10 protein-coding genes are annotated in these 12,343 nt (G+C 60.0%); 7 read left to right on the plus strand and 3 right to left on the minus strand.

From position 1 onward, the window contains the following. The 3 genes from AC13EK_RS03415 to AC13EK_RS03425 form a co-directional block, all read left to right on the plus strand. Positions 1–604, plus strand: a 604-nt coding sequence (locus AC13EK_RS03415) for a hypothetical protein (RefSeq protein ID WP_483022028.1), incomplete at its 5' end; no start/stop codon positions are given. Beyond that, on the plus strand, positions 601–942 hold the full coding sequence (locus AC13EK_RS03420) for a hypothetical protein (protein WP_483022029.1): 342 nt from the start codon (positions 601–603) through the stop codon (positions 940–942). The genes AC13EK_RS03415 and AC13EK_RS03420, both read left to right, overlap by 4 nt. After that, the gene (locus AC13EK_RS03425; protein WP_483022030.1) at positions 900–1,205 is read left to right on the plus strand and encodes a 5-methylcytosine restriction system specificity protein McrC; all 306 of its coding nucleotides are present in this window, start codon (positions 900–902) and stop codon (positions 1,203–1,205) included. Before AC13EK_RS03420 ends, AC13EK_RS03425 begins: the two co-directional genes overlap by 43 nt. Positions 1,206–1,212: 7 nt before the next feature. On the opposite strand, the gene AC13EK_RS03430 is transcribed toward AC13EK_RS03425, so the two are convergent. Both AC13EK_RS03430 and AC13EK_RS03435 read right to left on the minus strand, forming a co-directional pair. Further along, positions 1,213–1,998, minus strand: a complete 786-nt coding sequence (locus tag AC13EK_RS03430) for a hypothetical protein (RefSeq protein ID WP_069335809.1) — start codon at positions 1,996–1,998, stop codon at positions 1,213–1,215. A gap of 107 nt (positions 1,999–2,105) precedes the next feature. Next, positions 2,106–3,335 (minus strand): hypothetical protein, encoded by a 1,230-nt coding sequence (locus AC13EK_RS03435; protein ID WP_069335808.1) that lies wholly within the window; start codon positions 3,333–3,335, stop codon positions 2,106–2,108. A 92-nt stretch (positions 3,336–3,427) separates the two neighbouring features. Here AC13EK_RS03435 and AC13EK_RS03440 point away from each other — a divergent pair, with 92 nt between their 5' ends. From AC13EK_RS03440 to AC13EK_RS03455, 4 genes are read left to right on the plus strand one after another with little or no spacing between them, the layout of a single operon-like run. Then, a complete protein-coding gene (locus AC13EK_RS03440) occupies positions 3,428–5,371 on the plus strand; it encodes a hypothetical protein (RefSeq protein WP_139149917.1) in 1,944 nt (647 codons plus the stop codon). 17 nt (positions 5,372–5,388) lie between these two features. Beyond that, on the plus strand, positions 5,389–6,183 hold the full coding sequence (locus AC13EK_RS03445) for an OmpA/MotB family protein (protein ID WP_069335806.1): 795 nt from the start codon (positions 5,389–5,391) through the stop codon (positions 6,181–6,183). Next, positions 6,180–7,580: an EH signature domain-containing protein gene (locus tag AC13EK_RS03450; protein WP_069335805.1), complete on the plus strand. Its 1,401-nt coding sequence runs from the start codon at positions 6,180–6,182 to the stop codon at positions 7,578–7,580. The genes AC13EK_RS03445 and AC13EK_RS03450 overlap by 4 nt, the downstream gene beginning before the upstream one ends. Beyond that, on the plus strand, positions 7,573–10,530 hold the full coding sequence (locus AC13EK_RS03455) for a DEAD/DEAH box helicase (RefSeq protein ID WP_069335804.1): 2,958 nt from the start codon (positions 7,573–7,575) through the stop codon (positions 10,528–10,530). Before AC13EK_RS03450 ends, AC13EK_RS03455 begins: the two co-directional genes overlap by 8 nt. A gap of 57 nt (positions 10,531–10,587) precedes the next feature. Here the strand turns inward: AC13EK_RS03455 and tnpC are convergent, their stop codons facing one another. Further along, positions 10,588–12,114 (minus strand): IS66 family transposase, encoded by a 1,527-nt coding sequence (gene tnpC, locus AC13EK_RS03460; RefSeq protein ID WP_051184112.1) that lies wholly within the window; start codon positions 12,112–12,114, stop codon positions 10,588–10,590. Between the last annotated feature and the right edge of the window lie 229 nt (positions 12,115–12,343).

Consider the following 12,343-nt stretch of genomic DNA (forward strand, 5'->3'; position numbering starts at 1 on the left):
TGAGCAAAAATGGAATGAAAAAGGGGCAAGGCGCGGCACCGCTCGGCTGCCGCGCGCCCTCAACGCGAAAGTCTTACAAATGCAGAATAATGTTACACCGCGCTCCTTCGGGAGCGCGAACGGCTTGCCGTGGATCAAAGCTGCAACCCATCGCGCCATCATGATGCTGGCGGCAGATATTGGCGGGCCGGTCGACTTCAGCCCGGAGCGGCGCTTCCCGGACACGCAGCATGCCGTGCTGCTGGAGGGCGCCAATCTCCTGATCGTCGGGACCCGGACCGGGCCGAATATCGGGCTAAATGACGTCAGCGCGGTCGCGAGGCCGTATGGTATGGACCTGCTGCTCGCGCGCTTCTCTGGTCCAGTCGCGAAATACGACATTTACCGTTGCAAAGACGACCAGTGGTTCACCGGCTATCAACGCGCATGGTTTGAGGATCGCTTCTGGTTCTGCCCGCCCGATGATGCCGATCAGCCATTCATCCTGGCACACAGGCGCGGCCTGCAATTCTCCTCCCATGCGCCTTTCCCCGACGCCCGGCGTTTCGAGGCCGGCCTCTCGCTGGCGGGGCAGACCAGCACGCAGTGGCAGGAGGCGGCATGAGCAAAGCCAAATCGAAGCCTGCCACGGCCGACCAACCGGGGTTCCTGTCCTTCTTTCCGCTGGATCCTGCCAAGGACGGGAGCTTCAAATATATCCGCTACTTTTACAAGCAGGATGTCCATCGTGCCGGAATAGCCGACATGGTTATGGCGAAGCTGACGCCCGCCGGGCACCAGGCATCGCGTCATGACCTGCTGCTGCCTGACGCAGCCAGCGGTGAATATATGGACCTCAACTATCTGCTGCAGCGCTATGATGCGATGCGCTCCGTCGTCGAGGTAAGGATCTGGCGATCATCGACACGAAATGGAAGTGCCTCTCTTCAGATCCATTGGTAGCGAAGAGAGGTGTCGCGCAAGGCGACGTGTATCAGATGATGGCCTATGCCCGGCTTTATCGGTGTGATCGCCTGATGCTGCTATATCCCGCTGTTGAGGGGAACGGAACGACCCTCAGCCACCGCTTCGGCATAGCCGGAGGGCGAGAAATGCTCGCATTAGGGCTAGTTGATTTGACGACCCAGACAAATCATGTCCAAGGCAATTTAAGAAAGCTGATTTTCGACTTCCTGCCTGGTGACACCTCATTGACCGCGCTGTGAGCGGGCTTCACGATACGCAGCTCAAAATCTTGAGCAACGTATCAAGGTATGTCTCGATCTGGCCACGATCGGTCATGCGTTTGAGTTCAGCCGGAATGAGCTGGTCATATTCAGCTTTTGACGCCACACCGGAATCGAGCAACGCTTGAAGCATCGACCGTCTTAAGATGCCAAATTCTGGTCGGACATTGGGAAAGGTTCGCTTGATCTCTTTGTCCCTGAGCTGGACTAGCAGCCGGTAGGCTTCGTCAATGTCGATCATTCCCGAAGGCACAAACGCAAGCGCCCGGTCGCGTGCCCCCTCCAAAGTATATGACCGTTGGTTTGTAGTGGCGATACTACCGAGCGGTGAGACGGTATTGTCGCCGGATGCACCCATCTCCTCAGTTTCGTTAGCGGGGCAGTCCCGACTTTGATCGGTTATCGCATCGTCGACAGCTTGATGAACAAGGGCGTCAGTTGGCCATCCGCTGCCGTCGACGAATGTTTCCAAGGTATCGTTGGCCGAACCCGCCATTTCGGTCGGCAGGTATCGGTCGTGTTGAATGATGGGCTCGCTGAGCGGATCCTTAGGGCTCTTGCCGGTCAGTATGTCTCGTTCCATCGACTTCAGCCGCCGCCACAAAGGGCCATCACCGGGTGGAAGGCTGACGGGGGTCGGCAGAAGTTCAAGGTCTCGCACCATCCAGTCACTCGAATGGCTGCCATCACTGATCTGGGCAGCATCAGATGACTCTGTCAGCTGCCCCATCGCAAACAGCACACCGTCCGTTCGCAGAAGCGCGACACGCATCCGGAGTTCAGTGGGTCGAGGCCTCCGCAGAACACCAGCTTTCCCGGAAAGCAGCGCTTCCGCTTCATCCTTGGTAACGAGTAGCGCGTGAGATGGGGATGGATAGTTCACTGTGTCTTGAGCCATTGAAAATCATTCGCCTGAGCTGCTTTGTCGGACACTAGCACGGACCAGCCGTGCTCTCGCTTCTTATAATAAAGCCTTCCGTCACGGCCACGGCCGGTGCTCATGTGGACCTCCAGCCAGCCGTCTACCGCGTGCACTCGCTTGCCACCAACCGACACGGGATTGTCGACGAGGAGCCTGAGCTTACCGTATAGGTCTCGACGATCCTCGACCTCGGTCAAGATGAAATCGATAGAGCCTCGCACAAAGGCTATACTAGGCAGCAGTGCCTTCATTACCGTCTGCAGTTCGGCATCTGCCCTTCCCTGTCGTTTGCTTGTGAAGGTTGGACCGCTCGGACGAGCCGCGACTTCCGCTAGTTCTGCCTGCGCCGCCTCGAGGCGCAGACGTAGCTGCGCCGCAGCTTCCTCTGCCCGGGTCCAAGCGACGAGCGCATCATCTCGGTCGGACGAGAGCGAGTCGATACGGATGCGGAGGTCCCTCAAGGCATCTGCATCGTCAGCCGCGCCGCGCGATCGCACTGCCTCCAGCCCAGCCCTAAGAAACGCCGCCTCAGTTTCCAATCTCCGCTCATTCCGGGCGGCTTCGTCTCTGGTTCGCGCAAGCTCGGCCTCATTCGCATCCGCGTTAGAGAGTGTGTCGGCTAGCTCGCGCTCAGCTGCTATCAGCTTAGTGGCAAGGCGGTCGTGATCCCGCCGCAGCCGAGCAATCATCAGATCAGGCGACCCGGTATCGGAGTTGACGAGCGGTTCCGAAACTTCGGCGAGCAGCTGCGCTAGCTCCCAATCACTTGGTGCTGTCGCGGGCTCGAGCCTTACGAACCAGTCATGCAGAAGTCCGGACTCACTCTCGCGGAATGAGGGCCCATGGTGTTCAACCGGGATCTTTGCCCGCGCAAAGCTCGAGAGCGTTTCGCCCAGAAGCGCTTCGGAACCATTAATAAAGATGTAGGGGCGGGTACCCGAGCGGTCGATCGTCCAAAACCGTTTGTCGTCATCCAGCGGCTCATCAAGTTCATCCAGGCAGATGGGTGCCTCGGAAGAATAGCACCACCTCCCGTCGAGTGATGCGCGGCCCGCGCGCGCGAAAGGATAGACGAGTCCCATATATTCAACGCCGATAGAGCCGTCTGGCATGCGCCGGGGGAGGCGTTCGACCTTGTCTACGACCTGCCCTTCTCTTTCCAACAATACTTCGATCGCGTGAAGCAAGTGATGTTCAGCCTGTCATCCGTTGACTCGGAAAAGCATAGCTACCACATTGATGGAGCGATCAGAATATCGCATCCGGGGGGTAGTGCGGGGTGAACGTTGTCAGTGTGATTATGTGGCCGATTGAGCACGGGATCCCGCTTGTCTTCGGCTGGGAAGCAACCCCTCTCGTTCTCTCCGTCGCAATATTGATATACGCTTCGCTGCGATACATCCGCGGTCGCGACGAACTGGATATTTTTGACGCTGCGCTTGATCGGTTTGGAAGCCGGCTTGCGAGCTACGATGGCGATGGGGTGAGGTTCGTCGCTGATGTCGAGGGCCTTTGCGAGGAGTTCGGCGAGGACCGCTTTATCGGGCATGCCTGGCGCGGCTATGTAGCCGATCTTCATTATAACGAACGAACGGGCCGCGTAGCGTCCGGTCTCCCGCCGAGTGAGTTTTTTAATCCCCGTCTCTATCGGCACGGACGGATAGATTTGCGGTCATTCGAGGGCGTACCGAATCAACTCGTCGGCCTGGGTTTGCTCGCAACTTTTCTCGGCCTGGTTGCAGCCCTTTTCATCGCTCGAGACGGCATCCAGGCAGATCTGGAGACTTCCAAGCACGCTCTGCGCCAGCTGTTGGGTGCTGCGGCGGCGAAGTTTCTGACTTCTGTGACAGCCCTCGCCGCATCACTCACATTCGCGTGGCTGAAAAATCGCCGCCTGCACGTGACAGAGCAGCACATTGAGCGGATCAACCGGGAGCTGGAAAAGCTGGTGCTGCCACTGAGTTCCGAACGGATCGCGGCTGACTCCTATGCCGAGCTCGGCCGGCAGACGACGCAGCTCGAGCGCTTCAACCAAGATCTCGCAGTCAGTATTGCCGAAGCACTCGACAAGCGTCTGGCAAAGACGTTTTCGACGGCGCTCGAGCCCGTGCAGATCTCGATTGAAAACATGGCCGGTCGACTGGGAGACATCAATCAATCCGCCCTCGAACGCATGGCGGAGAGATTCGCCGGTGAACTGAGCGGCGCTGCCGAGGAGCACACGCGTCGCCTTGGGGAAATGCTCGAAAAAGCGGCAGGTGCGATCGGGGAGCTTCCGGGCCAGATTGAGGCCGCAGGCGATAGCTTCATGGCCGCTATTCAGGCTGGGTCGCAGGAGCTGGCCACCAGCTTCGCCGCTGCGGGCGAGAATTTGGATGCTTCCCTCCTCCAGTCTTCTGAGGCGATCACTAACGCCGTGCGGAAGGTTGCAGGCGAGGTCGAGGCAAGTGGCGAGGTCATAAGACATGAACTTGAAGTGGCCGGGACCGATTTGAAGAACGTGATGGCGGCCGGCGTGACAGAATTGTCAACATCGATGGTCGCCGCTGTAGATAACCTCGATGCTAGGATCGCCGAATCTGGTGTCGCCCTATCGCAATCGTTAGGAGGAGCCGCAGAGCGGATTGAGGCAAGCGCTGGCTCGCTCACTACCGTGTCCGAACGCAGCGCTGCGTTGGCAAACAGCCTTACACAGACAAGTGACGCGCTAGCTCGACAGTTTGAAGGCGCGCTGGAGGCGGCGCGCGGTGTGACGGAAGGTCTAGGCACCCTTGTCGCCCAGGTCGATAAAGCTGGCCAGTCTGCAGAGGCGCTCGGTGCCCTCGCCGCCACGATGACTACTCTTTCAGCTGGGCTGGAGCGCGTGGCTCAGCGGGTGGAGGAGGTCGCCGATCAAGCGGATGCCATCAACGAGCGATCGGTAGATCTTGTTGAGGGTCTGGTCAGGCGTGTAGACGTGATCAACCGAGATCTCGGCGCCCTAAACAGCGCCCTTTCTGCGGCGATGCAGAAGCTCTTTGAGGGTCTGGGCTCTTTCGGTGAGCGGACCAGTGGATTTGTGAAGGCGGTAGATAAGGAGCTTGCCGAGGCGGCCGGACGCCTCAGTGCCGCTGTGCAGCAGCTCGATCAGGTCCTGAACGAACTGCCGAGAAAGGGCGACTTCAAGGCTTTCGCCGACATCGTATCTCGAGCGGGGTTTGACCGCGCTGAAGCATCCGAATGATTCAGGCCTGACCAACCGTGGCACGCAGAACCAGGATCGCCGCCCCTGATCAAGGGCAAGCAGAGGAGAGCTACTTCGTTTCACTGAACGACCTGCTCATCGGCATGCTGTTTGTATTCATCATCCTCCTGATGATCTTTGCTCTAAATTATCAAAGCGCCGAGGCGCGACTTAACCAGCGTATCGCAGGTCTCGAGGATGAGCTTGGCGGACGCGAGAAACAACGGACGGGGTTGCTGCGGCGGCTCCAGGGAGAACTTGCACGCGCTGACGTTCCGGTCGAGATTGATGAGAAGAACGGCGTGCTGCATCTGCCTGAAACAGTGCTTTTCGCATCGGGATCTGCTGATTTGGGAGCGCGGGGCCGCGCCGCCCTTGCAAGCCTCGCCGGCCTTCTCGCTCGCGAACTGCCCTGCTACGGCCAGCGCAGCGGGCGTGTAGGCCATTCTTGTCCTGAAGACTCCGAGCCGATCCTGGAGGCGGTTTATGTGGAGGGGCACACCGACACCATCCCGATCGCCAACGCACGGTATTCTGATAACTGGTCACTGTCCTCCGATCGATCGATCCAGACCTACAGGTCGATGGTGCAGGCAGCGCCAGGCCTCGAGAGAATCCGCAATGCTGCGGGCAGCGCGACACTTTTTGGTGTAAGCGCTTATGCAGCTCAGCGCCCGATCGCCGATAATACGTCCGAGGGTGGACGTGCACACAATCGACGAATCGACGTACGCTTCCTGATAGCACCGCCAACCAAAGGGGATATCAAGGCGACCTCCTCGGTGGGTTCCTTTCTGGGCGCGATCGAATGAGCTCCTTTGCAGCGACGCTACAAAGCCTGAAGGGGCTATCCTCTCTCGCCTTAGACCTTCACAAGCACGTGCCGGTGCAGTCAGAAATGCGCGCAGCGGCGCGTAAAATTGCCGATCTGTTCGAAATGCCAATGCGTCCGGGGGAGGAGGAGCTTTTGCTCGCTTTCCAGGCATTTACGGCTTGGTTCGCAGGCGGCCGGGAACCCGCGCGAGATGATTGGATGCTCGCCCCGTGGATCTGCTTACAGGGAACGCCGCGGCTGCTGGACTGGGAGCTGTTTGCGACCGGGCTCAATCAGCGGCTCACGGCCGAGCGCCAACCCCGGCTCTTGAAAGCGATTGTCCACAGCTACCTTCGCGACTGGGAGCCCGAGGAAACCGCAACGACGAACGCCGGTCGCATCATCGAGCGGGAACTGCTTCGTCATGACGCGGCTTGGGCCGTGCGTTGGCGCGAGCGCGCCCACACCGTCGCGCTTTTCAACGCGGAAGGCTTGCCAAGCCGACTCGTGAATGCCGCACTCGATAGAGAAGGCGACGTTCGCCTCCTTCTGCGTGATCTCGGCTTTACGACAGAGCTATTGGCGCAATCAGGTGTCCACGCTCCTCTCGCGAGAGAGCTCGCGGTCAGGCTTTCACAAGAGCTCTCGACGGATACACGGCTTGCTGGGTCGACTGTCGGAAACATTCTCGGTTTTCTCCGGACGGGTACGACCTTGAGATTTCCCGAGGAGCGGGTTGAGCTTGCCGAACTGCTCCTTGCACCTTTCGCCACCAAGGATCTCGCCAACGGCGAGGCTAAGGTTGCGCTCGTCAGCTTCTTCGATGAGCTGTACGGCGACCCGCGGAGTCATCCGAAGAGTTGGGCCGACATCAGCCATGACGCCCGGCGGACGATCACTCGTTGGTTGGCGCGAAAGGCGCTCGAGCTTTTCTTCGACATACTCAGCGCAACGGCCGATCCAATCTGGAGGTGGCGAAAGGCTTTCTGGCTCGCATTGGAGCGCAGAGGTGTGATCGACGATGCGTGGCCAATTTTCGGACGCCAAGCCGCAGATTGGCTTGCCGATCACCCTGAGCAACGGCGGCGGGTGGCAGCGCACGCGAGACTGATCGGCGCCGAGCGGAAGCAGTCCGTCATGCTTATGCGCATCGGCAGCTACATCGTTGCGGAATGGAGTCACGCCGGTTCGGTCCGAGTCTGGGCCCATGACGACGTCCGCGCGCCTTCGATTGGTGAGTTAGACTACTACGCCGATGAGGTGCGCGCCGACTGCCTCTATGACCAGCGGCATGACGGCACCGCCAGCTACGCCTGGCAGAGCGAACTCAGCGACTGGTTAGCAACTCGCATCGGCGTGCGAATCGGCGTGAACGAGATGAGACCGAATGTCTGACTTGAGTTTGGAATGGGTGTCACAGGGCGGCTGGGTGGTTGTCAGCGGCAAGAATTTCAGCGGCCCCGTCGACGTTGAGAAGTGGCCGGCTCTCGCCGCGCCCTCTCTCGCTCCCGCAATCGGCGTCCTTTGGGGACTGGTTGAGGATGAGGTCGCCCTCAATCAGGCTGACGAGCTTCACCTGCCGCACGGCGAGGCGGCAGCACTATCGCCTGGCGTGCGCGCGGCGATTGGGCTGCCAAATACGCCGCCAATGACGATGTTCATTCAACATCAAGACACCATCGATCGTAATCATTTCAGGGTCGATTATCGCTGGCATCATCTGGATGGTCGACCGGTCCTCGGCGCCAAACGTGATGGAGCATTCATCAGCGTTGGGGGCAGGCGCTATCTTCTTCCTTCGGAGCTTTTCGAGATCGCCTCCGCGATCGACCGCTTCAACGCATTGCCCGCGACAGATCCAGATAGTCGAGCGGCGGTCTGGATAGACATTCAGGACCTACTGCCCACGATGGCTGAGCGCGGTCCCATCGACGCTTCGCCTTACCTGCGTCAGATCCGTGTCGCTCACGCAGGTGCCTTTACGCTTCGACCGTTTGAGCATGACGGCGTAATCGATTTCGATCCTGTGCTATTCGCGGCTAAGCCAACGAGCGCTGTTCCGGCATCGAGTGCGGACGCAGATTCCCCAGACGAGGATGATGCGCCCGAGCCTGAACCAGAACCCCTGCTTCCCGAGCAGTTACAGAAATATTTCGCCGAGATGCGCTTCCGCCAGTTCTCGGACGCGCGTGGCCGCTATGCCTTGCCGGACGGATGGCTCCTCATTCTCTCTACGCCCCTCCGCAGGGCCATGAGCGTCACTCGACAAGTGCAGCATGCGGGAGGCGAACTCGCACGCGATTTTGTTCGCAATCCGAGGGGTTATCTTCGTGAGGCGCTCGGGGCGGAAATGGATGAGCACCTTGTCGAGGAGCTATTCAAAGAGACGCGTGAGTTCTCCGAGCGGGTCCAGGCAATTGGCCTTTGGCAGAAGAAGGTGTTGCCGTGGGTTCAGGTGCCGCGCGAGCCTTGGTTGCCGCCTGAAGCTGTTGGCCTGATCGTCGATGGCGCGCCTGTGCAACTCCCCGCTGAGCGGGTGGCAGAGCTTGCGACAGCGATTCGCCACGCCATTGACGAAGGCCGTCCGGAGGTCCTTTTCGACGGCGTTCCCATTCCAGCGACGGAACAATCCCTCGCCTCGTTGGTCGAGATCGAACGGGCATTGGCGGGAGGCGAACCGCAAGGCGGGGCTGGTTCTGAAAAGATTGACGACGCGAAGGAACTGAAGCGCGATACGGAAGGCGGCAACGAACCGCATGTCCTCCTCGTCCGAAACAACTTTGAGGAAGTCATCTTCAACAGCGATCCAGCACCGAGATCGCCGCGGATCGAGCCGACGCTCCATGAGAGCTTACTCCGCTCCTCACCCAAGCAACATCAGCGCGAAGGGTTGGATTGGCTGCAGCGTTGCTGGCAAGCGGGATGGACTGGCGCGCTGCTCGCCGACGACATGGGGCTCGGCAAGACCTTCCAGACGCTGGCCTTCCTGGCGTGGATACGAGGGGGAATGCGAAGCGGGCAAATCAAACGCGCCCCTTTGCTCATCGTTGCGCCAACCGGACTGCTCCGCAACTGGGAAAAGGAGCACGATATCCATCTTGATACGCCTGGTCTGGGCAACGTTTTGCGGGCATATGGCCCCTCGCTCCGCGCCCTTCGCATAGGTTCTGGATCGGAACTGGATATTGCTAGGCCGGTACTCGACACCGATCGGATCGAGGCCGCAGATTGGGTGCTCACCACCTATGAGACATTGCGCGATTATCAGCACAGTTTCGGGCGGGTCAGCTTCGGCGTGATCGTCTTCGATGAGATACAGAAGATAAAGACGCCGGGAACGCAGATCACAGACGCGGCCAAAGCGATGCAAGCTGAGTTCGCGCTGGCGCTGACGGGAACGCCGATAGAGAATCGATTGGCCGACCTTTGGTGTTTGATGGACACTCTTCATCCGGGCGCACTGGGTGGGCTGAAAGAGTTCAGTCGTCGCTATGAGGATCAGCCCGATCCGAATGACCTCAAGCGGTTGAAGGAAGCCCTTTCGGTTCCCGGACCGGAGCGACCTGCGGTGATGCTCCGCCGGATGAAGGACGAGGTGCTGGAGGGATTGCCCATCAAGACGGAGCACGTTCGGGCCGAACGAATGCCCGACGTGCAGGCAAATGCCTATTCGGCGGTCGTTGCTGAGGCGCGGCGTCGCACGGATCGTGGGAAAATGCTTGAGGCACTTCAAGCGATGCGTGCGGTGTCGTTGACGCCATTGGAACGGTCAATGGTTGCTTCGGACGAGGATTATATTCGCTCCTCGGCGCGGCTGATGGCGACCATGTCGGTTCTGGACGAGATCAAGGACCGAGGCGAGAAGGCGCTTTTGTTCGTCGAGATGCGCGCCGCTCAGGCCGATCTGGCCGGCGTCCTTCAGCGACGATACGATCTAGCGCGCACTCCCATGATCATCTCAGGCGAGGTCGCCGGACCCAAGCGCCAGGAGCGCGTAGATGCTTTCCAAGCTGGGCCGACAGGCTTCGATCTCATTATCCTGTCGCCCAAGGCGGGCGGTGTCGGTTTGACCCTAACAGCAGCCAATAACGTCGTGCATCTTACCCGCTGGTGGAACCCTGCTGTTGAGGACCAGAGTACCGACCGATGCTACCGTATCGGCCAGCAGCGGCCGGTAAACGTCTATTTGCCCATGGCATTGCTGCCAGGTGGTGAGGAACACAGCTTCGACAATCGCCTGCACCTGCTCCTCAAGCAAAAGCGGGCTTTGAGCAGGGATCTGCTCATGCCCCCAGCGATGTCCGAGGAGGATGCGCGACGTCTTTACGAGGAGACTATTGGCTGATCGTAAGCGGTAAAAATCCCCCACGTGGCCTTGAGAACGGGGCTGTAATTTGAACGATCAGGCGGCGCTTGCGATGCTGCTCAGTTCGAACGAGGTTTGCGCGGCGTTGGCATCGGTCCAGCAGTAGGGCAACAGATCGTCGATCGGATCGGTATCCGCGCGGGTGATGATCCGGGTAAGGACATCGCAGAGATAGGCGTAGGGGTTGATGTCCAGCATCTTGCAGGTTTCGACCAGCGAGGAGATCGCCGCCCAGTTTTCTGCACCGAGCTGGTGGCCGGTGAAGAGTGCATTTTTTCTTTGGAGAGTCACCGGCCTGATAGCCCGTTCGGCGGCGTTATTATCGATCTCGATCCTGCCGTCATCGAGGAACCGGGTGAAGCCCGCCCAGCGCTTGAGCGCATATTTCATCGCATCGCTCGTTGCCGATCCGGCCATCATGCGCGGTGCGGTGGCGGCGAACCAGGCATGGAGCTTGTCGACCAGCGGACGGGTCCGCTCCTGCCTGACAGCGAGGCGTTCTTCGGCCGTGCGCCCACGGATTTCCTTTTCGATGCCATAGATCTCGGCAATGCGCTGCAAGGCGTCCTGCGCGACCGGAGCATCGCTGCCTGCATCGACGAACCCGCGCCGCAGATGAGCCCAGCAGTAGGACTTGGTGACGCCGGCGTCGGCGCCATCGTCCTTGCCGAACTGGTCATAGGCCTGCCAGGCATCAACCTGCAGGATGCCCTGGTATGACCCGAGCAACTGCTTGGCCCACATTTTTCCGCGTCCCGGCATATATGTGTATAGCGCCAGAGGCGGATCGACGCCGCCATGAGCGCGATCGTCGCACACTATGACCCACATATAGCCGGTTTTCGTCTTGCCCGTTCCCGGCGCCAGCACCTTGACCGTGGTTTCGTCGACGAACAGACGGGCACGGGCAAGCGCATCGGCGCGCATCCTGTCGGTGATGGGCATCAGCGCAGCGATGCCACGACCAACCCAGTTCGCCATAGTGGCGCGGCTGATCTCGATGCCTTGCCGGGCGAAGATCTTCGATTGCCGATAGAGCGGCAGGTGATCGCAATATTTGTTGATCAGAACATCGGCGATCAGCGCTTCGGTCGGCAAGCCGCCCGGCACTACATGCGCCGGGGCCGACGCTTGGCGAACGCCGTCGCTGCAGCAGCGGCAGGCATAGCGGGGGCGGATCGTCACCATCACGCGATGCTGGGCCGGGATGATGTCGAGCCGTTCGGAACGGTCCTCGCCGATCTTGTGCAGCGTCCCGCCACAGGCGCATTCCAGGTTTTTGGGCTCGATCACCGTCTCGAAGCGCGGCAGATGGGCCGGCAGCGATGCGCGTTCGGCATCTGGAGCCCGCCGGCGACGCGGCCTGAGGCCGTAACGTCCCGCCTCCTCGGCCGCCTTGTCCTGCAAGCCATCGGCTTCACCAAGCGCGACGTTCTGGTCTTCCAGCGTCAAGGCTAGTTGATCGACCGGCAGCTTTTCCGAACGCTTGCCGAAGGTCGAGCGGTTGATCAGCTTGAGGATATGTTCGAGCCGTGCCGCGCGAGCGCGCTCGGCCAGCACCATCGCCTTGAGCTGCTCCACATTGTTAGGAAGCTCGTCATATCCAGCCTCCGGGCCGGTCTCGACAGGGGGTTCGGGATGCGCCACCACGCCCGCATTCTGTTAGCGTCCGCGCTCGTGGTGTAATTTCCGGTGTAGATTGAGGTGATCGCATGGGGTTGGGCATGCCCAACCCCATGCGATTTCGAACTCGGTGGCCACCGGGCTCATCGGTAAGGTGGAGTTACCACAC

It is taken from the genome of Sphingobium sp. L-44, assembly GCF_056859495.1.